Here is a 22,389-nt window from a genome sequence, read left to right on the forward strand (position 1 = left end):
GTTCATCCCCCTGGCCACCCGTCCCCCGACTGCTAGCTCCCACCCCGGGAGAAATTGGGGAAATCTTACCGCTATCCCTATAGACTACGGGGGGTGTGGGCGATAACATTTGCGCAATCACACGGCTCTGTCCGTGGACCGTTCTTTGCAATGTTTTTCCCCACCTGCCTGGCCGAAGAAGCGGCCATTATAGGCAAACAACGGTTTTATCTCTCTGTTGCCGGAAGGTTCTGCGCACGTTGCGTTAGGGGACGCCGGTTTTGCATTTCTCGTGTTTCGGAGCTGTTACGCACGATGCAGGTATTAACTGAATACCGCCGAATTCAACATCAGGGCGAGGCCCACTACGGGCAGCACCTGCTGGTGACGGCCCTGGGCTGCAACGAAAACATCCTCTCCATCGAGAGCATGTACCACTTTTTGCAGACCATGGCTGACGAGATCGACATGGTTCGCTACGGACCACCGATTGTCGCCCGCTTTGGTGGCGGGATCGAAACTGGACTGTCGGGTGTGCAACTGATCGAGACGAGCGCGATCATGTTCCATACCAACGACGCTCACCGCGACATGTACCTCGATGTCTTCAGCTGCAAGACGTTCGAGGAGTCGACGGTGCGTCGTGTGCTCGACGAATTCCTTGCCCCCACGAACATTCAGACGGAGCTGATCTACAGAAAGTAATGACCAGAATCTATCCCGAATCCCTCCCCGTCATCCCGGACGAACCATCGGCCGAGGATTTTCGGGTGGTCCAAGTCGACGATAAACGCGGCTTGGGTGTGCTGGTGCTGCGCGCATTCAAGGCCGGCGACGTGCTGTTTCGGATGAACGGCGTCCTGACCGCGGAAATGACGCAGTACAGCCTGCAAATGGATGAGCGGTGGCACCTGGACGACCCCGACTTTGCCGGTCGGGTGTTGCACTGCTGCGACCCCAACTCCGAACTCGATCCGAAGACGCGGCTCTACACCGCGGTGAAGGATATCGAGCCGGGCGATTTGCTCACCATGGACTACGACGTGACCGAAGACGTGCTGTACCGCGCGTTCGAATGCTCATGTGGCGCCGACAATTGTCGTGGCTACATCGCGGGTCGTAAAGTTGACCAAGTGGCGGCGAATGTCGCCTAACGAGCGTTGATTGAAATCTGGCGGCTAAGCCGCGGGCGGCTGCTCGCGGCTTAGCCGTTTTTTGTTGCGCCGATCTCCCAACGCCATACCAGCCCGTCTTCGGGGTCCTGTACCTCGCCCAGCTGCCGAAAGCCACATTTTGTGAGCACCCGCGTTGAAGCGTTGGCCTCGGGCAGCGAATGCGCCCGAACAGTTTGCACCTCGGGCTGCTGGAGTGCAAACCGCGTGAGTGCCGCGGCTGCCTCGGTAGCGAAACCTTGGTTCTGGAACTCTGGCTCAATTGCGTAGGCAATCTCGACCATGCCAGCGGCGGATGGTGGACCTTTGAACCCACACTGGCCGACGGTCGCACCGGTCTTGCGGTCCGATACATTGAACCCGAGTACCCAGAAGTCTCCATCGCTGGCGGTGTCCAACAGCTTCAGATAGTCGGCCGATACTTGCTCGCGGACACCTGGAGGAAGTGCCAGCACTCGCTGCCGAGTGGCTGCGAGCGACTCGAGAGTGAGCCGGAGTCTTTCAGTATGGATGGTCAGACGGTCCATGGTGATTGGAAGTCGGTGTAGCTTCGGCCAGGTGGTTGCCGGTCGCGTCATCATTTTTCTGGAGCAGATTGCTGTATCCTGCTACCACTTCCTTCACCGTGCAGCGCCCATTGAGGCCCCCAGCAGAGTGCCAAGTATCGCAGAAAGGCCCATGCAAAGAAACGAAACGGCCATCGCTAATTCGAGCGGGGGGACCCCGCCACTCACTCTTCCACTACGATATAATTCATCCTGCTCGAGGACTGCACTAAGCGTGGCACCGGCGGAGATGGCGAAAATAACTGCGACAATTCCCACAACCAAAGCCGTGGATACCAGAGCCCGCCCTTCGAGTTGTTGCAGGATCGATGCTACCAGCACGCAAGGCAGCACGCTCGAGCCAACGATCACACCCAACTGCGCCAAATCCAACCAGACGATGTGTTGCCAATCGATGCATGCCAGCCACCCGCAGATGGGACCGGCCGCCAGCAGTACGATCAATAGCAGCCGAAGCGACCATCGCACGTTATACTCGCGGCGACGACTCGATATCAGGTAGGGAATCTGGCCATGTTGATTGGTTTGGTAAGTAGGCATAACTCTACTTTCTCGCTTGGTTCTGCTGTAATCTCCCTTACAGTTCAGCTCGCGGCGCTATCGCTTGAAGTATTCCGTAGAACAAGCCAATTCCTGTCGATGCCCACCCACACACGGTCGACATGCCGAGCACCTGATAGAGCGGATGTTTAGAACGTGCGGTGGATTGTTCGAACCGCAGCAAGTGACTAAGCATGTGCACGGATGGCACGGACAGCACCGCAAGACGCATTCGGGCCGAAATGGTCGCGGTCGCAATCGATTGGCAATCGACTGGCGGAAGGTAGACCTGGCTCGACGGTTGGACTTTCTCGTCGGTCATGATAAACGCCCCCGTTTACGACCTGAAAGTGAAATAGTGAGTGCATCGTAACCCTCCCGATCATCCACCGTCAACAAATCGGGCTTTTCGCCATCGCGATTGAGTCTATAATAGTCCTCCAGAGCAACCTAAAGTTCTTTCTCGCATACGCCCACTCGCGTCGGTTCTTGGGCTTACGACGCACCAAGCTGTGAAAAACTCGAAATTGCGGCGGCAAATCGCTTTCGAAGCCGCCCGGCTGATGTACGATCGGCAGGAAACCGAGTACTACCGAGCCAAGCAAAAGGCCGCCAGCCGCATCTGCAAAGGCTGGGTGAAACCGGCGGACCTGCCCTCGAATGCCGAGATTCGCGACGCCATCCAGTCATTTGCGCGACTCTTGGAGGGCGACTCCCGCACCGAGAACCTACAGGCGATGCGCCTGGCAGCCCTGCGAATGATGCGGCGGCTCTCGGCCTTCCGGCCGCGGCTCATCGGCAGCGTACTCACGGGCCATATTCGCCAGGGATCGGACATCGACCTGCACGTGTTCAGCGATTCGGCCGAGGCGATCACCCACCTGCTGGACAGCGATGGTCTGAGCTATCAGGTCGAACGTAAGCAAGTCCGCAAGGCTGGGGAGGAGCAGGTCTTTACGCATATCCACGTGCGGAGCGACTTCTCGTTCGAACTTACCATGTACGCTCCCGAGCAGCACAGCTACGTGTTCAAGAGTTCGATTACCGGCAAAGCAATCGAGAGGGCGAGCATCGCGCAGCTTGAGCAGTTCCTCGCGGTCGAGTACCCGGACCTCGATATCGAGGCGGCGCTATCCGAGGTTAACGATGGCGTTGACTGTTACCGGCTGTTCGAGTCGCTGCTGCTGCCACTGGAGGACGTGAAGCAACACGCGCGGTATCACCCCGAGGGCGACGTGTTGTACCACAGCCTGCAGGTGTTCGATCACGCCCGAGACGAGATGCCCTACGACGAGGAGTTTCTCACAGCCGCGCTGTTGCACGACGTCGGCAAAGGCATCGACCCGCGAGACCACGTGAATGCCGGTATCGAGGCGCTTGAGGGATTCATTACCGAGCGGACTGCCTGGCTCATCGAGCATCACATGCATTGCCACCTGATCATCGATGGTTCGCTCGGCGCCAGGGCGCACCGGCGGCTGCGAGCGTGCGAGTGGTACGAGGAGCTGATTCTGCTGGGCGAGTGCGATCGCGCCGGCCGCCAACGAGGCGTCGAGGCTCCCGAACTGGACGAGGCACTCGACTATCTTCGCGACCTCGGGGGCATGTTCGATCCGGATTAGTGGATTGAGCAGCTGTAAAATCCGTGTCCCACCTCTTCGGTTTTGTAGCCCAACCAGGCGGATGTGGTACGATGGACCCGACCCCCATCCCCCTCGCTGAGACCTGCTATGCGATACCCACTGCTCTTTTGCCTCGGGCTTGTGCTTATCAGCTCCGGTGCCGCCGCGGCTCCCAATGTTTTGTTGATTTGCGTCGACGATTTGAAGCCGACCCTTGGTTGCTATGACGACGAGTTGGCGCAGACACCCAATATGGATCGGCTGGCGGCTGGCGGCGTGCTCTTCAAGCGGGCGTACTGCAACCAAGCGGTCTGTGCGCCGTCGCGGAACTCGTTGCTCACGGGCTTGAGGCCGCAGACGCTTGGCATCTACGACTTGGGCACCTTCTTTCGCAAGTCCGCACCCGATGCGGTGACGTTTCCCCAGTTCTTCAAGCAGCACGGTTACCGGACTGCGGGCATGGGCAAGATCTACCATCTCGGCCATGGCAACAAGAACGACAAGCGGTCGTGGAGCGAACCATTTGCCAATACGCCGGGGATGATCTACAAGGTCTCTTCAGCTACGTCGCCGGACGGCCGACGCGGTCCGGCATTTGAATCAGCCGACGTGCCCGACTCCGATTACACCGCCGGGCAGCTTGGCGACCTGGCCGTTGATAGGTTGCAGAAACTGAGTACCGAGCGAGACCAACCCTTTTTCCTGGCGGTTGGGTTCCGCCGGCCACATTTGCCATTCAACAGTCCCCAAAAATACTGGGACCTGTACGATCGCGAGCAGTTTTCCTTGCCCGCACGTCGTACTCCGCCCGATGGAGCGCCGCCATACGCTCGGACGACTTGGGGCGAGCTTCGCAAATACGGCAACATTCCCAAGCAAGGTCCGATGTCCGATGAACTGCAGCTAGAGTTGATTCACGGCTATTACGCCGCGGTGAGCTACGTGGATGCGCAGGTTGGTCGGATTCTCGACACGCTACAAGAGACCGATTTGGCCGACGACACGATCATCATTCTGTGGGGCGACCACGGTTGGCACCTGGGCGACCATGGCATGTGGTGCAAGCATACGAATTACGAGCAGGCCACCCGCATACCGCTGATCGTTGCGGGGCCAGGAGTCGCGAACGGCGTGGCGGCCGACTCGTTGGTGGAGACAGTGGACATCTATCCCACCATCTGCGAACTGGCCGGGCTGCCGGCGCCCGAGGGGCTTGATGGCAAGAGCTTCAAGTCGGTGCTGGAGGATCCGAGTACCGTGGTGCGAGAGTCGGCCGTGCAGGTTTATCCTCGCGGTAAGCGAATCGGCCAAACCGTCCGCACTGCGCGGTACCGACTGGTGGAGTGGAAGCTTCCGAACGGTTCGGCCGAGTACGAACTATACGATTACCAGGAGGATCCCGACGAAACCGTGAACCTGGCGGCCGAACGCCCGGCCGTGGTGGCGGAACTCAAGGCGTTGCTCGATGCATTGCCCGCGCCGAAGCGTTTTCGTGGTTAGGGAGACTGACTCTAACCGCGACCCACGCGGGCCAGTACCGTCTCGACGGTCTGACGAAGCACGTTGCCGCTGTTGCGCAGCCCCTGCATTTCCTTAGGCCACAGTTCGACCTCGAACCGGTCAACCACGCCGCATCGGCCAACCACCGTTGGTACCGAGAGAGCCACGTTGCGGATGTTGTAGCAACCGTTTTGTACGCTGGAGACCGGCAGCACCTGGCGACTGTCCAGCGCGATGGCCTCGATCACGTCCTGAATGGCGATGCCCACGGCGAAGCCAGCGCCGCCCTTGCCGCGGATTACCTCGGCACCGCTACCCTTGGTACGAGTGAAGAGTTGATTCGCCAGGTTCGGATTCCAGCCGGGGTACTTGTCGATCGACAGGCCCGCGATCGTAGCGCTCGACCAGATCGGCACCATGCTGTCGCCATGCTCACCAAGTATCAGGGCCTTCACTTGCGTGGGGGGGGCCTTGAGCTCTTGAGCGATCAGGCTGCGGAAGCGAATCGTGTCGAGCTGCGTGCCGAGACCGATCACCTGCGTGGCCGGCAGCCCGAGTCGATCGGCCGCCAGGTACGTGAGCACGTCCACAGGGTTTGAGACCACCACGACAATCGCGTCTGGCTTGGGGCCGGCCTGCTTCACGGCGTCGAGAATCGTGACGAACAAGTCGACGTTACGGTTGATCAGGTCCAGACGGCTTTCGTCCGGCTTGCGACGCAGCCCCGCGGTGATGCAGATCACGTCGCTCGAGGGGATGTGTTCGTAGCCGCCTGAGTTGATCACTTGATCGGCAGTGCTCGGCCCGCCGTGTAGCAGATCGAGCGCCTGCCCCGCCGCCAGGTCGGCGTTCACGTCCAGCAGACTGATCTCGCGGACGATGCCACCGGTTTGCAGCGCAAACCCGGCACACGATCCTACCAGTCCGCCGCCGCCAATGATGCTTACTTTCATGGTTCCACTTTTCTGCGAGCGGGGGCCGTCAGGCCCCTGGCTAGTTGTGTAAGGGGTGAAAGGTCCTCTGTGCCAAATTAGCAGCCTTAGCTCTTTTGCAACGCTTCAAGCACGCGATTGGTAATCAGTTGCACCAGCGCTTCCTGATCGCCACTGGCTGCCGGTGGGGCAGGGGGGATCGCTGCGGCTGGAGCGGCAGCCATCGCTGGCGGCGCGGGAAAGCCACGCCGCTCGACGCCGGCACCTTCCCAGCTTTCGCGGAAGATGTCGTTGGCGCAGATGTCGCAATTTTCGAACTCCTTGTGCAGCCTTGGATCGTCGAAGCCCCATTTCTGCTTCAGGTCCAACAACTCCTGCGACTTCTCCTGCGTAAGATACGAAACGTTACCCACCTGCTTGGCCAGGATCAAAATGCGGCAGTAAGCGTCGAGAATCTCAGTCCACCAGTAAGCCCGTTCCACGTTTTCGCCATAGCTCACGGTGCCATGGTTGGCCAGTAGGATGACATTGGTCTGCTGCACGAACGGTAGGATCGTCTCGGCGAATGCCTGGCCGCCGGGGGTCTCGTACTTGGTAATGGGCACGTCGCCTAAGAACACCTCGACCTCGGGCAGAATGCATTGCGGAATCGGTTCGCGGGCCACGGCGAACGCCGTGGCGTGGGGCGGGTGGCAGTGCACCACGCTCTTCACGTCGGGCCGGGCCTTCATGATTTCGATGTGCAGCAGGGCCTCGCTCGAACGTTTCTTGCTGCCAGCGATCTGGTTGCCCTGCATGTCGATCAGGCAGATGTCGTCCGGCTTGAGGAACCCCTTCGAATGCATGGTGGGCGTGCACAGCACCTCGTTCTCGCTGACGCGGTAGGTGATGTTGCCATCGTTCGCGGCGGCGAAGCCCTTCTTGTAGATGCGATCTCCGATCTCGCAGATTTCCTGCTTCATCCGATGGATGTTCATCATGGTCTTGCCTTAGTAGGGGGTGTCTGGTTCTTCTGACTTGCTTGGTGTGGTTTAGGGAGCCGCGATGGGATGGTTAGTACGTGAGTAGGTGTCCTGCTTACTCACTTACTCACCAACTCACCTCATCAAAACTTTAGCTCATCCAAAAGGGCCGAATTATAGGCGTCCACGGGCTTCATTTCGGGGCGAAATGGCTGCGCCGCCTCACCGCTTTCGCTGATGGCCATCAGCGAGCCGAGTCCCGCTCCATGCTCGTCCCACACCACCAGTTCTTCACCAGCCGGCTCGGCACCGGTGGTCAGTTCCTCGAGCGTCATCGGCACCGCCAGCCGCAACGAACCACCGGTGAAGCTCGGATGGCTGCGACTGAGTACCACGTTGCCTATGACTTTCGCGATTCGCATGTTGCTGAGGTTAGTAGGTGAGTAAGTAATTGGGTGAGTAAGTGATGAGAGAATTTCTTGCCAGTCCTGGTTACCCTCTCACCAGTTCGATCTTCTTCTCTTTGAGTTCGTCAACGACCGCTGGAGTCACAATCGCCCGACAGCCGACTTCGACCCGTCCGACGCCGCCGAGTTTTCCTTTGAGCGTCTCCAGCGTTACTAGACGTTCCGGCAGGGTGAGTGTTCCCGCCGTGGAGGCTGTGGGTGCTGGAACTGCTCCTGACGCGCGAAGTCGACGGACGACCTCGCTTACGATCCATTCAAGTTGTTCGTCGGTGAGTGTCACTTGTCGCATATTCCAATCACGGTCCAACGGACCGGTGTCGTATCGCAGTTCAAAGCTTCGCGGGCATTGCGGCCGTCGCTGGTGATCATGATCTCGTCACCCGTGCCAGCACCGCAGCACGTGTCGATGGCCAGCAGAGGATGGCCGTCGGGAGTGGTGCCGTCGGGACCGTACGGCTGCACCACCAGCATTCGTGCGCCAGCAAGCGACGAATGCTTCACGGTGGAAGTAGCAGTTCCAACAACGGAGGCCTTGAGCATTGGTGTTTGTTCCTACCGGCGACCCAAAATGTGCAGGTCGTCGATCAGCGAGCAACGTCGCTCGCGGGTAAAGGTAAGCGGGGTGGTCACGCCTTCGCCGGTGGGTGTGGCGATGGAGAACGACAAGTACCCTTCGCCCCCCAGGCCGAGCGACGCCATGCAGGGGCCGTTCTTCACGAACAGCGTGGTGTCGAGCGCCCGACCCATCATGGTCATGTGCCGCACATTGTTGGTATGGATGATTGCTGTGTGGCGGAAGCCATGCTCGTAGTACTTCGCTTTGGCGATGCACTCTTCGATGTCGCGGCAGCGGACGAACGGCACGAAAGGCATCATCTGCTCTACCGGCACGAAGGGGTTCGTCTCGCTGGTCTCGCCGAACAATAGTTCAGTGCCCGCGGGCACGTCGCGGCCGGCTGCCTTGGCCAGCACGGCGGCGTCTTTGCCGATGAACTCCTTGGCCGCTACATCGTGCTTGTGCTCGCCTTCGCCCACCGAAGTAATCGCCACGGCGGTCAGCCGATCGATCTCCGCGGGTGTTAGTCGAACGGCGCCGGCACGTTCCATGGCATCCATCATCGGATCCATGGCCGCGGCGGTGCAGAAGACCTCTTTTTCGGCGATACACAGCAGGTTGTTGTCGTACGCAGCACCTTGAATGATGGCCTTCGCCGCACGGTCGTAGTCGGCCGTCTCGTCCACCACTACCGGCGGATTGCCTGGGCCGGCCACGATGGCTCGCTTGCCACTGTTCAGCGCCGCCCTGGCGACCATCGGACCGCCAGTGACGCAAATGCAGGCGATGTCGCGATGATGGAAAATGGCGTCAGCCGTCTCGAGCGTTGGCTCGGCGATCACGCAGATCAGGTTGTCGATACCCACGTCGGCGGCGATCGCTTCGTTGAAGCGACGCACGCCTTCGGCCGCGACCTTCTTACCGCTGGGATGCGGATTCACCACCAGTGTATTGCCACCGGCAATCATGCTCACGGCGTTGCCCGTAATGGTCGGCAGCGAGTGCGTGACCGGCGTGATGGCGCCAATCACACCGAACGGGGCACGTTCGATCACCGCCAGGCCGTAGTCACCGCTGTAAACGTCTGACTTCAGGAACTCGACGCCTGGTGTTTTCTCGCCCAGCGTCTTGAGCTTTTCAATCTTGTGATCGAGTCGACCCACGCCCGTCTCGTTCATCTCCATCGTGCCGAGTTCGACACATTGGTCGATCGAGATGCGGCGAATGTGATCGATCACGCGTTTGCGGTCTTCGATGGTCCGCCGGCTCAGTTGGTCGAACGCCTCGCTGGCCGCAGCCACCGCTTCGTCCACGCAAGTGAACACGCCGTGGCGGCCAAAGTAGCCGTTCGTGCTCGTGGCAGCCGGAATGTTGCCCACCTCGGCCAGCACTTGGGCGACCACGTTTCGCAATGTCTGTTCGTCAAGCTGCATGATATTTAGAAGGGTCAGGAGTCAGGATTCGGGGGTCAGGGAGCGTGTCGGCTGAAACGCAAACCATGGCTTGCGGCCTCTCGCCACTCGTCACCATCTAACTCTGGTCGAAGACAGTCGACTGCTCGACGACCACGCGGTCGACGATGCCAATCACCACCGTGTCGATTGGCAGGTTCTTCGTCTCGGGCGTGAGCCGGGCGCTGGAGCCTTGCGTGATGAGCACCATGTCGCCTTCGCCGACGCCCAGGGTGTCGACCGCCACGAACGTGCGGCCGGCGCTTACCAGTTCGGTTCGCTTCTTGGCGTCGACGCGGTATGGCTCGACCATCAGCAATTTGTGGCCTCGCAACGTGTCGACTTTCTGCGTCGACACTAGCGATCCAATGACCTTTGCGAGAAACATCTTCGTCGCCTCTAGTGGATTAGTTACTTACGATTGCTCGAGCAGGTCGCGGGTCTGGCGTGCCACCACTAGTTCCTCGTTGGTCGGCACAATCCAAATTTGCGTCTTGCTCTCGGCGGCGTGGATCGCTCCTTCGCCTGTTGCCGCCGCGTTCTTTTCTTCGTCCAGCACGATGCCTAGTTCACTCAGTCCACTGCAAATGGCACTGCGAATCCGGGTGCCGTTCTCGCCAATGCCACCGGCAAAGGCCAGCACGTCCACACCGCCCAGCTCCACCAGGTACGCACCGAGGTAGTGCCGCACGCTGGTAGTGAACACGTCCAGGGCGAGTTTCGCTCGCTCGTCGCCCGCGTCGGCCGCTGTCGCCAGGTCGCGAACGTCGCCACTGGTGCCCGAGAGGCCTTTCAGACCGCACTGGCTGGCCAGCAACCCCAAGGCTCCTTCGAGCGTCGTACCGGTTCGCTCCATCAATAGTGGCAACGCGAACGGATCGAAGTCGCCCGCCCGGTTGTTTTGCGGCGGCCCCGACTGCGGGCTCATGCCCATCGAGGTTGCCACACTTTCTCCATTGCGGATGGCACACACGCTGCTCGAACCACCAAGGTGGCACGAGATAACGCGCTGCTCCGTGTTGCCAGTCAGCTCGGCCGTGCGACCTGCCACGTAGCGATGGCTCGCCCCGTGAAAGCCCCACCGCTTGATGCCGAACTCTTCGGCCCACTCGGTCGGTATCGCGTAATGCTTCAGCCGCGGCGGTATCGTTTCGTGGAAACCCGTCTCGAACGCCGCCACCAACGGAATGTGAGGCAGTGCTTCTTGCAGTTGCCGCATCGCCGCGGTGTAGGGCGGGTTGTGAGCCGGCGCCACCGTGGCCATTTCTTCCATGGCCGCCAGCACGTCCGAGTCCACACGGCGGACACCTCGGGCACGGCCGCCATGTACCGCCTTGAAGCCAATGGCACTCACTTCGTCGGCCGAGGCCAGGCACCCTTCACTCGGGTCGGTGAGCTGTGCGAGGCACTGCTCGACCGCCGCGGCATGATTGGGAGCCTCGATGGTGATTTCGCGTCGCGAGTCGCCGATTTCTACGAAGGCCGAACTCTGCTCCGCGCCGATGCGTTCCACACCGCCACGAGCCAGTTGGCGCTCGCCGTCCATGTCGAACAAGCGGTACTTGAAGCTGGTGGAGCCCAAGTTCGCAATGAGTACCTTCATGGTTCTCGCGCCTTCAGTTACGAGTAGGCTGGTTCCCTCTTACTTGAAGTAAGCAGAGATAACACCATCCGACGGACGCGCGATGATGTGGCTGGACAGCAGCTCGCCAACCTGGCTGGCTGCAGCAGCACCGGCTTCGACGGCGGCGCGAACGCTACCGACATCGCCGCTCACCACGGTGGTCACCAGGCCACCGCCCAGGTCGACGCGTTTTTCCACCTTGACGTTGGCCGCCTTGGCCATCGCGTCGGTTGCTTCCACCAACGGCACCAGGCCCTTTGTTTCAATAAGTCCGATTGCTTGTTGCATCGTAAGACCTTTCAATCAGTTGTGTTGGATTCTAAAGTTGGCTCTAGCTCTTGGGGGCGGCCTTTTTCATGACCGTCTCGACGTCTTCGTGCGGGCGGGGAATCACTTGCACGCTGACCACTTCGCCCACGCGACCTGCGGCCGTTGCGCCGGCATCGGTTGCTGCCTTCACGGCAGCCACATCGCCCGTCACAAAAACGGCGGCCAGGCCTGCGCCGACCTTGTCCCACGATTGGAACGTTACGTTCGCTGCCTTGAGCATTGCATCGGTTGCCTCGACCAGCGGCACGAAGCCTTTGGTCTCGATCATGCCGAGTGCTTCCACTGTCTTTGCCATCGTTTGTTGTCCTCGTTGTAAAACAGAAAACTACGTTTGCTCCATCACCATTCGCCGACCCTACACTGGTCGGCGCTATTCATCACAGGGCCGATCAATGCGACTTGCACTGGCACGGCTCTTGTTTCTCCAGCACAACGCTGGCCGCCTTGTCGAGGTTGGCAGCGTTGCCTTCGTCGGTGTCGATGTGTACCTCGAGCTTGCTGGTGTCGTCGGCACGTACCAGCAGGTTTTCGAGCACCATCGAGCAGCTCGACTCGATCCGCAGATTCATGCGGTCGCCATTCTTCACGCCGTAGAACTCGGCGTCGCGATTATTCATGTGAACGTGCCGCTCGGCACGAATGACCCCCTCGGGCAGTTCAACCACGCCGGCGGGGCCTACTAGAACGCAACCTGGCGTGCCTTCGATCTTGCCACTGGGACGAACGGGCAGATCGATGCCTAGCGATATACCGTCGGTAAAGGCCAACTCCACCTGGCTGAACGAACGAGTGGGGCCCAGCACTCGGACGCTCGGCAGCATTCGTCGCCGGGGACCTACCGCCATCACGGTCTCTTCCGCGGCATAGAATCCGTCCTGATACAGATCTTTGGCGGGGGTCAGCGTGTGGCCGGGGCCAAACAACGTTTCAACATGTTCGTCCGTCAGGTGAACGTGCCGGGCCGATACGCTCACCACGAGCTTTGGCTCGACGGACAGTGCCGATTGTCGATTGTTGCTCGGGAACGAGAATTGTCGTTGGACAATCTCGCGAACGATGCGTTCGACGTCGCTACGATTCAAAGTTGCTGCGGTCATCGACGTTTCATCTTCAAAGGGGAGATTCACTAAGCGACGTGGCGACATCGCCCGGTTGGCCATGCTGGTCGGCGGGCAATTCGTCGGCCAGCGACAATTCGAGGCCAGCCTTGACTACTACCTCTTGCCACGTCTTGTCGAGCTGACTGTCGACCACGACGTGGTGGATATCGTTCAAATCGCAAACCTTCGCGATGCTCTGGTGGCCAAACTTTGTGCTGTCGGCAACCAGGACTACCCGATCTGCAGCGCGGATCATGGCTTGTTGGGTGCTGGCGATCATGTGGTTGCTGTTGTACAGCCCTGTTTCGTTCACCCCTGCGGCGCTAATCACCGCGGTGCGAACTCGCAGTGAGCCCAGCATCTGTTCGGCATAGGTTCCGACCAACACGCCTGCCGAGCTTTGAAGGTTGCCGCCCACCAGCATGACGTCGATCTCCGAACGTGAACTGAACAGGTTGGCTACCGGCAGCGAGTTGGTCACTACGTGCATGGCACGCCCAGCAATCAGTCGGGCTAGTTCATAAGTGGTGCTGCCGCCATCGAGCAGCAAAGTATCGATGTTCGTTACCAGGTTGGCCGCTACGCGAGCGATCGCCCGCTTCTTGCTCCACTCCGCCTCTTGGCGGTTCTTGAAGTGGGACAAGTGCGGTGAAGGTCCCGCGTAAAATGCTCCGCCATGGGTGCGGCGGGCCATCCCGGAACGCTCCAGGTGGGCCAAGTCGCGACGGACAGTCGACTCCGAGACGTTGAGCGTCTCGGCGAGGTCGGGCAGAGACGCAAACCCTTGCCGGCGAACGATTTCGAGTAGACGTTTCCTGCGTTCGCTGACCATCTATCCGTCCGGGCGGCTCAACCTGACTATCAAACGCCACCATTATGCGCCATTTGTGAAAGATATCAAGCGTCTCGGTGGAAGAAAATTGTCAGTGTAGTGTGGGTAATGTGGCGTTGAGTGGTGGATTTGAGAGCAGGAGGCGATGAAAAGCGGCGTATAGGGGGTATATAGCGGTGGATCAGCCAGATTTTGTGTCCAGAATCGACCGATGACTGTGCGCGGTTTGTGAAGAATGTGAAAGAAATCTTCCACATGCTGGAAGGCCAGTTGGGCGGCTCAGTCCAAGGTGCGGTATGCCGCGTTCCGCAAGGCGTGGATGGTCACTCCGAGCACTGCGAGTAGCAGGGCGGTTGGCTCCGGCACCGCGGCGGGGACGGCGGTCGTGGCGGAAGTGGTGCCGAAGTGCGATCTCCAGATGGCGTAGTCCGCCGCATCTACCTGGCCATTGGCGTTGCCGTCGGCCTGAGTGCCGGCCAGTACCTGTCGGCCGAGTTGATTCCTCCACAGAGTGTAGTCGGCCAGGTCGACGACGCCATCCAAGTTGAAGTCGCCCGCCACGCTATCGGTGACGACGGCAATGCTCAGGTTGTCGACTTCGGCCGTAACCGAGGCCATGGGAGCCAGGCCGCTGCCGGTCAGCACGTGCAGACCGAGGTATCGCTCGAGTTGCGAAAGCGTGACGCGTTCGTTCAAGAGCAGGGTGTCGCCGTTGATGGCAACGGTCATCTCAGGCACGGCCCGCGTTTCGTCCACCAGCACTTGAATGAAGTAGTCCGGGCCCGCGGCGATGCCCTGGCGGACAACTTCGCCACTGGAGTTTCCTCCCCCCTCGACGATGCGATAGAAGTTGTTGCTGGTAGCCAGCAGAGTCAGGTCGGCGTCGTCGGAGAGAGGTTCGCCGGTCGGCCAGGCATCGCTCAACGTTAGCGCAAAGGCGGCGTCGAAGCTCGAGGTGCTCGCGCCCAGATGCACGTTGAGCGATAGGAGCCATCGCTCACCACTGACCTGGGGGCCGAAGTTGCGCAGAGCGAGGGCGCTCGGCGAATCGGCGTCGGTGGTTCCTTGCACGCCACGAAGCGTTAGAGTTCCGTTGGCGATCTCTACGGTCGGAGTGCCGGCCGGAGTAAGGCCAGCGTCGTACTGGTAATGTGTGTCGACTTGTCCGCCGCCCTGGCGTTCAGGGGAGTCGACATCGGCGTTCAAATTGCCATCGCTGTTAAACGAATCGCGGAACACCATTGGTGTTGAGGGGGGAGTTATCTGATTGGCTTGTAGGTTGAGTTCGTAGAACTGATTGAAGTTCTGTGCCCCACGAACTTCGACGTAGTAGGTCCCTGGCGAAGGCAGGTTAAAGCCCCCAATCCGCTCCGCGGCTCCGATGCCGGCAGAGTCGACGGTCGCCAGCGGGGTCTGTGCGTCGCTTGCCAGTAATCGAAACCGAAGGTCGCTCATCGCGGCGGCTTCGAGCGACTGCTGCGAAAGTCCTTCGGGCGTGTAATTATAGGTCGGCCCGCGGGGCGTAAGCGAAGTGGTCACCTCGCTGGCCAGTGGAATTTCAAAGCGGTAATAGTCAACGTCGCTTGCCCCATCGATGGTAACGAAGTCGGATTGTTCTGTGGCGATGTGCAAATCGTCCGCATCGCCTCCAACGATAATCGCCTCGCTGGAATGCAGTGTTCCCAGGGTCGTTGCGTTTGCAGGCAGGTCGTTTCCGCCGAACTTCTCGAACTTATCGCCATACAAACGTGTGAGCGCGTACAGGTCGTCGAGCTGTGGCCCCTGCAGCGGATAGCTGGTAGTGGTCATCAGCGGTGTGGAGCCCGCCACCGACACGTGCAGCAGTCCGAGCGAGTGTCCAAGTTCGTGTTGAAAGACGCTCCCCAGTAGTGTTGGGTTGTCGAATGTCGTGTTGTTAGTGTCAAGCAGGACGTCGCCCCCAAGAGAGGGGCGTTGCGCTTCGCCGAGTTGACCAGATTGCAGGAGATCGAAACCAGCTACGCGAATATCGGCCTCCCCGGCGCCGGCTGCATCCGTGCCCCACGCGCCGCCGTTGTCGGAGATATAGTCGAATTCAAGGCCTGTCTTCGCGGCGATGGTGTCGAATTGCGTCTCGAGAATTCCGAACCAAGGTCGTTGCGTATAGTCGTTGCCGGCTGCTGCCCCGTAGAGGCCGTCCAGGTAGGCGACCAAGTTGCTCTGCGTGTCGTCAACGTGCAGGCCGTCGTCGACAATGCTCCATCGCAGCGTGGTGGCGTCGCCTTGCGAAAGTGGCGAGCCATCGGCTGCTGTGGCCGCCCAGCGATAAATATCCTGGAAGTTCGCCGCGCATGACCAGTGCCCACCCAGCATGGCGAATACCACGATAGGGCATGTCGCAAGCAGGCGGTGGCAACGGGGCGATGGAAGGGCGGGGCGATTCATGCGGGGCGGCGGATAACAACGAAGGGAAGTCTTTAGTATAACTAGAAGCTGCAAATCCTCACTGGAATTGGGCACCTGGAAAACATCCACTAAGGAGCGAGCAGTATGCTACGGATTGGGATCGCCGGCCTGGGATTCATGGGCATGGTCCACTATTTGAATTACCAACGCGTCCGGGGCGTCAAAGTGGCGGCCATCGCCACGCCAGAACCCGAACGGCGGGCGGGCGATTGGCGGAAAATTAAGGGCAATTTTGGCCCTCCAGGCGAGCGGATGGACCTTTCGGGCGTCGAAACGTTCGCCACGGTGGACGAAATGATCGACAACGCCGACATCGATGCGGTCGACATCACTTTGCCCCCCTCGCTGCATATGTCGGCGGCCATCCGGGCGCTGGAGGCGGGCAAGCAGGTTTTCTGCGAGAAGCCGATCGCGATGACCACTTCCGACGGCAAGAAGATCGTGAAAGCGGCCACTAAAGCTGGCTGCCCGCTGCTGGTGGGCCATGTGCTGCCGTTCTTTCCGGAGTATGCCTGGGCGCTGAAGGCCATCCGCAGTGGCAAGTACGGCCAGGTGCTTGGCGGTTCGTTCCGACGAGTCATTTCCGATCCCACCTGGCTGAAGAACTATTGGACCGCGGATCAGGTGGGCGGACCGATGTTGGATCTTCATGTTCACGATGCGCACTTCATCCGACTCGTGTTCGGCAAGCCAAGTTCGCTATCGTCGATTGGTCGAATGCATGAAGGACTGCCGGAATTCTGGCACACGCAGTTTCAGTTCGAATCGGGAGTTACGGTAGAAGCGACCAGTGGCACCATCGATCAGCAGGGCCGATCCTTCGATCATGGCTTCGAGATCCATTTGGAAGATGCAACCTTGGTGTTTGAGTTTGCCGTGCTGGGCGATACTGGGCGCTATCTATGTCCTCCCACGCTGCTTACCAGCACAGGTCGGGCTAAAGAGGCCAAGCTCAGTGGCGGTGACCCCATGGACGCGTTTGCTGCGGAGCTGAAAGAAGTGACGCGGTGCTTTTCGTCCGGTGAGCCGAGCGACATTCTGGGGGCCGACCTTGCGCTGGATGCGGTAGAAATGTGCCACGCACAGTCAAAGAGTCTGGCCAGCGGGCGTGCAGTCAGACTATAGTGGGGCTGCCACCTTCCCCATCGAGCCCTGCACGAATCGAAAAACCTGCCTGATCGGGCGAAACTGTTCATGGCTATCGACTTTTCCCCCGACCACGTCCTTTACCAGCTAGCCCTCGTGCTGGTGGCGGGCATCATCGGTGGCGAGATATTTGGCCAGCTGCGGTTGCCCAAAGTCACTGGTTGGATTGCGACGGGTATCCTGATTCGCGCCACAACCGGGCACCATACTGCGATCACCGGGTTGACCTCTCACTCGGTGCAGGACTTTGCGCCCTACATGAGTTTCGTCCTTGGGTACATCGCCTTCACGGTGGGGGCGGCGCTGCACTTTGCCAGCCTGCGCAACTCGGGTCGTAGGCTCGGGATGCTGCTCCTTGGTGAAGCCGTGTTCACGCCTGCGGTGGTCACGTTTCTGATGATCTTCGTCGGTAGGATGATCGCGCCCGATGAAATGACCATGAGAGCTGGCATTCTGTTGGCCGCCATTGCCATCGCGGGTGCTCCCGGGACTACCATCCTGGTGGTGCAGGAGGCCCGCGCGCGAGGTATCCTCACACGAACGTTGGTCGCTGCGGTGGCGCTGATCGATATGGTGGCCGTCGGGGCATTCGCGTTTGTCTCGTCGTATCTGGCTGAAGGAGGTGCCGGAGGCGAAGCCTGGCACAGCACCTGGTCGACGGCCGTGGTGTCGGTCGGCCGTGAGTTTGGGCTCGCCTTCTGTGTGGGTGCGCTCAGCGCCGGCATTGCGTTGGTGCTCAGTCGCACGCTGGTCAGTCCTGCGTTCCTCGGTCCCACCATGGTGGCGGTGATTCTTGGCTCCTGGGGCGGTGCATCTGGTCTGAATGTTTCCGGTATTTTGGCCTGCACGTTTGCCGGCATCGTGGTGTCGAACCTGCGACACGATGTGGTTCGCTCGGCCGAGGCCTATTTGCATTCCATCGGCGGGGTGCTGTTTGCGGCGTTCTATACCTTTGCGGGCATGAACCTCGACTTCTCGCTGGTGATGAATGCAGCCGGTCTAGTAGTGCTGTACTTCTTGGCTCGATTCCTGGGGAAGTACGTGGGCGCGTTCACCGCGATGTCGCTGGCGGACGTGCCGCCAAGAGTGCGCAACTACCTGGGACTCGCGCTGGTGCCGCACGGTGGCGTGGCGGTTGGTTTGATCCTGATCGTGCAAAGCGATCCCCGCTTGAGCGACTCAGCACAATTAGTCACCACCGTGGGGCTGGCTGCTTTGGCGATCAACCAGTTGGTTGGGCCCAGCGGTGCGCGGTTCGCCTTGTTCAAGGCGGGAGAGGCCGGCAAGGATCACCCACGGCTGTTGGATTTCCTGGACGAGCACCACATTACCGTCGATGTTTCCGGTAAGAGCAAGGACGACGTGATCCGCACGCTCTCCGCACAGCTTTACAACACGCAGGACCGACCTACGATTCCGCAGGACGAGTTTGTGCAGAAGGTGTTCGAACGCGAAGCGCTAGCCTCCACCTGCCTGTCGCAAGGATTGATGGTGCCGCACGCTATTCTGGATAGCGGTCAGGAGATCACCGGCATCCTGGGCATTAGCTCTGAGGGGCTCGACCTCGGTGCGCCGGACGGTCACCCCGTGCATGCCGTGCTGCTGCTGGCCACGCCCGAGTCCGACCGCAACCGCCACCTGGAAGTCTTGGCCGCCTTCGCCCGCGCGATAACCCGCGACATCAACCTCCGCGAACAACTCTACCACGCCCGCAGCGCGGCCCACGCCTACGACGTACTCCACGCCGAGGCAGCGGAGGATATTAATTACTTCCTGGAAGATGCCATGGAGCGGCACGCGTGAACGGGCGGCAAGGATCAACCACGGAGAACACAGAGGTCACGGAGTTTTTCGGAACACTAATAACCACTAATCTACGCTAATACTATTAGTGATTATTAGCGTAGATTAGCGTTCCACTTCGTTACCCCGTGTGCTCGATGATCGCCGAGCCGAACTCGCTGCACTTCAACAGCTTGTTAAGCTACTGGAGCCTATGGAGGCGTTCCCATAATCGTGATCATATCCAGCAGACCATCACGAAACTGGTAATGTACAGAACAGACTTCGCATTCCATTCTGATCCATTTGTTTTCGATACCAAGAAACGTCGCTTCTCCAGCAAGCGTTTGCCATCCCTTTGTCGTGGCATGAGCTGCGACATCTGAGCGGCTATCGAAAACCTCAACGTCGGAATTCGTAAGTTCGGCAGCTGAAAAACCGTTACGTGGAGTGACGTGAAGGAAAATAGTTTGCAACGACTGGCCTGAGTCAAATCGCAACTCAATGCCATGCTCATGGCAGCTTACCGTGTAGCTATCCGCTGTGCCCTCGCGAAGCCTGTCAAAGTCGTACACGACGTCCGCGTCCCAGAACTCCAACAACTCAATGATTGCATCGCTTTGCAGTTGCTTACTTAGAAGCTCAATGTACTTCATCGTTTCGCCAGCCGATAAATCCCCATTACAACCGACGAGGCGTAGCTCGTCGGCTATGGGCGGTGAGAGCTTGCGGTACCGCTCACTGCTCACCGCCTTCTGCCTGCTTCGTTACCCCATGTGCTCAATAATCGCCGAGCCGAACTCGCTGCACTTCAGCAGCTTGGCGCCTTCCATTTGGCGTTCGAAGTCGTACGTGACGGTCTTCGCGCCGATGGCGCCGTTCACGCCGGTGATGATGTTGTCAGCGGCTTCGGTCCAGCCCAGGTGGCGGAGCATCATCTCGCCCGACAGGATTACGCTGCCTGGGTTCACCTGGTCCTTGCCGGCGTACTTCGGCGCGGTGCCGTGGGTGGCTTCGAAGATGGCGTGGCCGGTGTCGTAGTTGATGTTGCCACCCGGGGCGATGCCGATACCGCCGACGCAGGCGGCCAGGGCGTCGCTGATGTAGTCGCCGTTGAGGTTCAGCGTGGCGATCACGCTGTACTCGGCGGGACGGGTGAGGATCTGCTGCAGCATGGCGTCGGCGATCACGTCCTTCACGGTGATGGTGCTGCCATCCTTGGGCGACTTGAACGTGCACCACGGGCCGCCATCGAGTTCGGTGGCGCCGAACTCTTCCTTGGCACACTGGTAACCCCAGTCGCGGAAGCCACCTTCGGTGAACTTCATGATGTTACCTTTGTGCACCAACGTAACCGAGTCGCGGCCGTTATCGATGGCGTACTGGATGGCAGCCTTCGCGATGCGCCAGGTGCCTTCCTTCGACACCGGCTTGATACCAATGCCAGCGGTGTCCGGGAAGCGGATCTTCTTGAAGCGTTCGGGGAACGCCTCGGCGAACATCGACTTGAACTTCTCGCAGTCCTCGGTACCGTTCTCGAATTCGATGCCAGCGTAGATGTCTTCGCTGTTCTCGCGGAAGATGACCATGTCGGTCAGGTCGGGACGCTTTACGGGCGAGGGAACACCCTCGAACCACCGCACGGGCCGCAAGCAGGTATATAGGTCGAGGATCTGCCGCAGCGCGACGTTCAGCGAACGGATGCCGCCGCCAACCGGCGTGGTGAGCGGACCTTTGATACCAACCAGGTAGGTGCGGAATGCGTCGAGCGTCTCGTCGGGCAGCCAGTTGCCATTGGCGTTGAACGATTTCTCGCCAGCCAGTACTTCCTTCCAGGCGATTTTCCGCTCACTGCCGTAGGCCTTCTCCACGGCCGCGTCGAACACCCGCACGCTGGCAGCCCAGATGTCCGGCCCAGTGCCATCGCCCTCGATGAACGGAATGATCGGTTCGGCAGGGACGTTCAGCTGGCCGTCCTGCATGGTGATGGCGCTGCCACTCATGATAAGGGGTCCTTTGGGGGAGGGGGGTGTTTCTTGGTTGATTGATGATAGCGGGGGCCAGCTCGGGGCCGGTGAATAGGTAGGTAAGTGAGTAGGTGAATCCATGGCACCTACTCACTGACTCACCTACTAACCCCACCTCGAACCGCCGATTCTCGGCAGCACCAGCGGACGGGTCAATGGGCTCAGGGGCTTGGTGGGCCGATTTCTGCCGTGGCCGGTCCTGTTGCATCCCGCTTGGGGGCCAGTCACAATCAGGGCTCACTGCCGCACTTCCGTTTTTTCACCCTCATTGGAGTGCATTGATATGCCTACCTCCGTATCCCGCCGCGACATGCTGAAATCCGCGGCCCTGGCCTCCGCCGGTCTTGTGACGGGCAGCCTTGGGCTTGGCCATCTGGCTTGGGCCGAGGACACCAAGAAAGACAAAAAGGACAAGAAGGAGCCTCTGTACCGGCTGTCGCTGGCCGAATGGTCGCTGCACCGCACGCTTAATAGTGGAGAGATGACGAATCTCGACTTCCCCGGTGTCGCCAAGAAGGAATTCGACATCGACGGTGTGGAGTACGTCAACCAGTTCTTCAAGGACAAGGCCAAGGATAAGGAATACCTGGCCGAGCTGAAGAATCGCTGCGACGACCTCCAGGTCCGCAGCCTGCTCATCATGTGCGACGGCGAAGGCAACCTGGGCGATCCCAAGGAGAAGGCCCGCCGAAAGGCCGTGGAGAACCACTTCCGCTGGGTCGAGGCGGCCAAATTCCTCGGCTGTCACTCGATTCGCGTGAATGCGGCTTCCGCGGGTACCCGCGAGGAGCAGCGTGACCGGGCCGCCGATGGCCTGTCGCAGTTGGGCGACTTTGCCGATCAGTACGGCATCAATGTCCTGGTCGAGAACCACGGTGGCCTGTCCTCCGACGGGGCGTGGCTGGCGGCCGTCATGAAGCAGGTGGGCCGGCCCAATGTCGGCACGCTGCCCGACTTCGGCAACTTCTATGATTACGACCGCTACCAGGGCGTCGAGGAGTTGATGCCGTACGCCAAGGCCGTGAGTGCCAAGAGTCACAAGTTCAATAAGCAGGGCGACGAAGCGGAGATCGACTACCGCCGGATGATGAAGATCGTGCTCGACGCGAACTACCACGGCTATGTCGGCATCGAGTGGGAAGGTGGCGAGCCCGGCGAGAAGGAAGGGATCCGCCTGACTCGCGACCTGCTGTTGAAAGTCCGCGACGAGTTGAGCTGAAACGAGCTGAGCTGAGTATCTGCCAAATCGGCAGACGGCGTACTTCACCTGTACACCACCAAAGCCGACCGAGTCCTGCGGGGCTCGGTCGGCTTTTTGTTTGCCTTGAGCGAAAGCCCCAGAAACTGTCCAAAAAA

The 22,389-nt window shown here is 59.9% G+C and carries 25 protein-coding genes; 7 read left to right on the plus strand and 18 right to left on the minus strand.

The genetic code is table 11. The features are described from left to right. Window positions 1-294 precede the first annotated feature (294 nt). Together NG895_RS10800 and NG895_RS10805 are read left to right on the plus strand one after the other, a co-directional pair. Window positions 295-684, plus strand: a complete 390-nt coding sequence (locus NG895_RS10800; protein WP_252852496.1) for an S-adenosylmethionine decarboxylase — start codon at window positions 295-297, stop codon at window positions 682-684. Then, window positions 684-1,133 (plus strand): SET domain-containing protein, encoded by a 450-nt coding sequence (locus NG895_RS10805; protein ID WP_252852497.1) that lies wholly within the window; start codon window positions 684-686, stop codon window positions 1,131-1,133. Before NG895_RS10800 ends, NG895_RS10805 begins: the two co-directional genes overlap by 1 nt. Before the next feature lie 50 nt (window positions 1,134-1,183). On the opposite strand, the gene NG895_RS10810 is transcribed toward NG895_RS10805, so the two are convergent. The 3 genes from NG895_RS10810 to NG895_RS10820 form a co-directional block, all read right to left on the minus strand. After that, a complete protein-coding gene (locus tag NG895_RS10810; RefSeq protein ID WP_252852498.1) occupies window positions 1,184-1,678 on the minus strand; it encodes a GNAT family N-acetyltransferase in 495 nt (164 codons plus the stop codon). A gap of 93 nt (window positions 1,679-1,771) precedes the next feature. Beyond that, a complete protein-coding gene (locus NG895_RS10815) occupies window positions 1,772-2,257 on the minus strand; it encodes a hypothetical protein (protein ID WP_252852499.1) in 486 nt (161 codons plus the stop codon). A 37-nt stretch (window positions 2,258-2,294) separates the two neighbouring features. Continuing rightward, complete coding sequence (locus NG895_RS10820) at window positions 2,295-2,579, minus strand: hypothetical protein (protein WP_252852500.1); 285 nt, start codon at window positions 2,577-2,579, stop codon at window positions 2,295-2,297. Between the two features lie 190 nt (window positions 2,580-2,769). Between NG895_RS10820 and NG895_RS10825 the strand changes: the two genes are divergently transcribed. Beyond that, window positions 2,770-3,879, plus strand: coding sequence for an HD domain-containing protein (locus tag NG895_RS10825; protein WP_252852501.1), 1,110 nt, complete (start codon window positions 2,770-2,772; stop codon window positions 3,877-3,879). Window positions 3,880-3,987: 108 nt separating this feature from the next. Further along, window positions 3,988-5,379, plus strand: coding sequence for a sulfatase (locus NG895_RS10830; protein WP_252852502.1), 1,392 nt, complete (start codon window positions 3,988-3,990; stop codon window positions 5,377-5,379). An 11-nt stretch (window positions 5,380-5,390) separates the two neighbouring features. Here the strand turns inward: NG895_RS10830 and NG895_RS10835 are convergent, their stop codons facing one another. The 13 genes from NG895_RS10835 to NG895_RS10895 form a co-directional block, all read right to left on the minus strand. Continuing rightward, entirely contained in the window at window positions 5,391-6,332 is a 942-nt protein-coding gene (locus tag NG895_RS10835) for a lactate/malate dehydrogenase family protein (protein ID WP_252852503.1), read from the minus strand. Between the two features lie 86 nt (window positions 6,333-6,418). Further along, complete coding sequence (locus NG895_RS10840; RefSeq protein WP_252852504.1) at window positions 6,419-7,291, minus strand: class II aldolase/adducin family protein; 873 nt, start codon at window positions 7,289-7,291, stop codon at window positions 6,419-6,421. A 125-nt stretch (window positions 7,292-7,416) separates the two neighbouring features. Beyond that, window positions 7,417-7,695 carry a EutN/CcmL family microcompartment protein gene (locus NG895_RS10845; RefSeq protein ID WP_252852505.1) on the minus strand — a complete coding sequence of 93 codons (279 nt, stop codon included), beginning with the start codon at window positions 7,693-7,695 and terminating at the stop codon, window positions 7,417-7,419. A 70-nt stretch (window positions 7,696-7,765) separates the two neighbouring features. Further along, a complete protein-coding gene (locus NG895_RS10850) occupies window positions 7,766-8,029 on the minus strand; it encodes a hypothetical protein (protein ID WP_252852506.1) in 264 nt (87 codons plus the stop codon). Continuing rightward, a complete protein-coding gene (locus NG895_RS10855; protein WP_252852507.1) occupies window positions 8,017-8,280 on the minus strand; it encodes a EutN/CcmL family microcompartment protein in 264 nt (87 codons plus the stop codon). The genes NG895_RS10850 and NG895_RS10855 overlap by 13 nt, the downstream gene beginning before the upstream one ends. A 12-nt stretch (window positions 8,281-8,292) precedes the next feature. Continuing rightward, window positions 8,293-9,729, minus strand: a complete 1,437-nt coding sequence (locus NG895_RS10860; protein ID WP_252852508.1) for an aldehyde dehydrogenase family protein — start codon at window positions 9,727-9,729, stop codon at window positions 8,293-8,295. A 97-nt stretch (window positions 9,730-9,826) separates the two neighbouring features. Next, window positions 9,827-10,135 (minus strand): EutN/CcmL family microcompartment protein, encoded by a 309-nt coding sequence (locus NG895_RS10865; protein WP_252852509.1) that lies wholly within the window; start codon window positions 10,133-10,135, stop codon window positions 9,827-9,829. Window positions 10,136-10,162: 27 nt separating this feature from the next. After that, on the minus strand, window positions 10,163-11,350 hold the full coding sequence (locus NG895_RS10870) for an acetate/propionate family kinase (protein WP_252852510.1): 1,188 nt from the start codon (window positions 11,348-11,350) through the stop codon (window positions 10,163-10,165). Window positions 11,351-11,389: 39 nt separating this feature from the next. Continuing rightward, window positions 11,390-11,659, minus strand: a complete 270-nt coding sequence (locus tag NG895_RS10875; RefSeq protein ID WP_252852511.1) for a BMC domain-containing protein — start codon at window positions 11,657-11,659, stop codon at window positions 11,390-11,392. 43 nt (window positions 11,660-11,702) lie between these two features. Then, window positions 11,703-11,996, minus strand: a complete 294-nt coding sequence (locus NG895_RS10880; RefSeq protein ID WP_252852512.1) for a BMC domain-containing protein — start codon at window positions 11,994-11,996, stop codon at window positions 11,703-11,705. A gap of 94 nt (window positions 11,997-12,090) precedes the next feature. After that, the gene (gene pduL, locus NG895_RS10885) at window positions 12,091-12,798 is read right to left on the minus strand and encodes a phosphate propanoyltransferase (RefSeq protein ID WP_252852513.1); all 708 of its coding nucleotides are present in this window, start codon (window positions 12,796-12,798) and stop codon (window positions 12,091-12,093) included. Between the two features lie 13 nt (window positions 12,799-12,811). Continuing rightward, a complete protein-coding gene (locus tag NG895_RS10890) occupies window positions 12,812-13,633 on the minus strand; it encodes a DeoR/GlpR family DNA-binding transcription regulator (RefSeq protein ID WP_252852514.1) in 822 nt (273 codons plus the stop codon). Between the two features lie 279 nt (window positions 13,634-13,912). Next, window positions 13,913-16,057 (minus strand): pre-peptidase C-terminal domain-containing protein, encoded by a 2,145-nt coding sequence (locus NG895_RS10895; RefSeq protein ID WP_252852515.1) that lies wholly within the window; start codon window positions 16,055-16,057, stop codon window positions 13,913-13,915. Window positions 16,058-16,162: 105 nt separating this feature from the next. Between NG895_RS10895 and NG895_RS10900 the strand changes: the two genes are divergently transcribed. Both NG895_RS10900 and NG895_RS10905 read left to right on the plus strand, forming a co-directional pair. After that, window positions 16,163-17,203, plus strand: coding sequence for a Gfo/Idh/MocA family protein (locus tag NG895_RS10900; RefSeq protein WP_252852516.1), 1,041 nt, complete (start codon window positions 16,163-16,165; stop codon window positions 17,201-17,203). 69 nt (window positions 17,204-17,272) lie between these two features. After that, a complete protein-coding gene (locus tag NG895_RS10905; RefSeq protein WP_252852517.1) occupies window positions 17,273-19,027 on the plus strand; it encodes a cation:proton antiporter domain-containing protein in 1,755 nt (584 codons plus the stop codon). 191 nt (window positions 19,028-19,218) lie between these two features. Here the strand turns inward: NG895_RS10905 and NG895_RS10910 are convergent, their stop codons facing one another. Next, window positions 19,219-19,662 carry a hypothetical protein gene (locus tag NG895_RS10910; protein WP_252852518.1) on the minus strand — a complete coding sequence of 148 codons (444 nt, stop codon included), beginning with the start codon at window positions 19,660-19,662 and terminating at the stop codon, window positions 19,219-19,221. Window positions 19,663-19,773: 111 nt separating this feature from the next. Beyond that, window positions 19,774-21,009, minus strand: coding sequence for an NADP-dependent isocitrate dehydrogenase (gene icd / locus NG895_RS10915; RefSeq protein ID WP_252852519.1), 1,236 nt, complete (start codon window positions 21,007-21,009; stop codon window positions 19,774-19,776). 307 nt (window positions 21,010-21,316) lie between these two features. On the opposite strand from icd, the gene NG895_RS10920 reads away from it, so the two are divergent. Next, window positions 21,317-22,252, plus strand: a complete 936-nt coding sequence (locus NG895_RS10920; protein WP_252852520.1) for a sugar phosphate isomerase/epimerase family protein — start codon at window positions 21,317-21,319, stop codon at window positions 22,250-22,252. Window positions 22,253-22,389: the final 137 nt, after the last annotated feature.

Source organism: Aeoliella straminimaris, from assembly GCF_024054565.1.
Lineage (GTDB): Bacteria > Planctomycetota > Planctomycetia > Pirellulales > Lacipirellulaceae > Aeoliella > Aeoliella straminimaris.

Coding starts and splice junctions, on each gene's coding strand:
- NG895_RS10800 (WP_252852496.1), top strand. CDS start 295: ATGCAGGTATTAACTGAATACCGCCGAATTCAACATCAGGGCGAGGCC.
- NG895_RS10805 (WP_252852497.1), top strand. CDS start 684: ATGACCAGAATCTATCCCGAATCCCTCCCCGTCATCCCGGACGAACCA.
- NG895_RS10810 (WP_252852498.1), bottom strand. CDS start 1,678: ATGGACCGTCTGACCATCCATACTGAAAGACTCCGGCTCACTCTCGAG.
- NG895_RS10815 (WP_252852499.1), bottom strand. CDS start 2,257: ATGCCTACTTACCAAACCAATCAACATGGCCAGATTCCCTACCTGATA.
- NG895_RS10820 (WP_252852500.1), bottom strand. CDS start 2,579: ATGACCGACGAGAAAGTCCAACCGTCGAGCCAGGTCTACCTTCCGCCA.
- NG895_RS10830 (WP_252852502.1), top strand. CDS start 3,988: ATGCGATACCCACTGCTCTTTTGCCTCGGGCTTGTGCTTATCAGCTCC.
- NG895_RS10835 (WP_252852503.1), bottom strand. CDS start 6,332: ATGAAAGTAAGCATCATTGGCGGCGGCGGACTGGTAGGATCGTGTGCC.
- NG895_RS10840 (WP_252852504.1), bottom strand. CDS start 7,291: ATGATGAACATCCATCGGATGAAGCAGGAAATCTGCGAGATCGGAGAT.
- NG895_RS10845 (WP_252852505.1), bottom strand. CDS start 7,695: ATGCGAATCGCGAAAGTCATAGGCAACGTGGTACTCAGTCGCAGCCAT.
- NG895_RS10850 (WP_252852506.1), bottom strand. CDS start 8,029: ATGCGACAAGTGACACTCACCGACGAACAACTTGAATGGATCGTAAGC.
- NG895_RS10855 (WP_252852507.1), bottom strand. CDS start 8,280: ATGCTCAAGGCCTCCGTTGTTGGAACTGCTACTTCCACCGTGAAGCAT.
- NG895_RS10860 (WP_252852508.1), bottom strand. CDS start 9,729: ATGCAGCTTGACGAACAGACATTGCGAAACGTGGTCGCCCAAGTGCTG.
- NG895_RS10865 (WP_252852509.1), bottom strand. CDS start 10,135: ATGTTTCTCGCAAAGGTCATTGGATCGCTAGTGTCGACGCAGAAAGTC.
- NG895_RS10870 (WP_252852510.1), bottom strand. CDS start 11,350: ATGAAGGTACTCATTGCGAACTTGGGCTCCACCAGCTTCAAGTACCGC.
- NG895_RS10875 (WP_252852511.1), bottom strand. CDS start 11,659: ATGCAACAAGCAATCGGACTTATTGAAACAAAGGGCCTGGTGCCGTTG.
- NG895_RS10880 (WP_252852512.1), bottom strand. CDS start 11,996: ATGGCAAAGACAGTGGAAGCACTCGGCATGATCGAGACCAAAGGCTTC.
- pduL (WP_252852513.1), bottom strand. CDS start 12,798: ATGACCGCAGCAACTTTGAATCGTAGCGACGTCGAACGCATCGTTCGC.
- NG895_RS10890 (WP_252852514.1), bottom strand. CDS start 13,633: ATGGTCAGCGAACGCAGGAAACGTCTACTCGAAATCGTTCGCCGGCAA.
- NG895_RS10895 (WP_252852515.1), bottom strand. CDS start 16,057: ATGAATCGCCCCGCCCTTCCATCGCCCCGTTGCCACCGCCTGCTTGCG.
- NG895_RS10900 (WP_252852516.1), top strand. CDS start 16,163: ATGCTACGGATTGGGATCGCCGGCCTGGGATTCATGGGCATGGTCCAC.
- NG895_RS10905 (WP_252852517.1), top strand. CDS start 17,273: ATGGCTATCGACTTTTCCCCCGACCACGTCCTTTACCAGCTAGCCCTC.
- NG895_RS10910 (WP_252852518.1), bottom strand. CDS start 19,662: ATGAAGTACATTGAGCTTCTAAGTAAGCAACTGCAAAGCGATGCAATC.
- icd (WP_252852519.1), bottom strand. CDS start 21,009: ATGAGTGGCAGCGCCATCACCATGCAGGACGGCCAGCTGAACGTCCCT.
- NG895_RS10920 (WP_252852520.1), top strand. CDS start 21,317: ATGCCTACCTCCGTATCCCGCCGCGACATGCTGAAATCCGCGGCCCTG.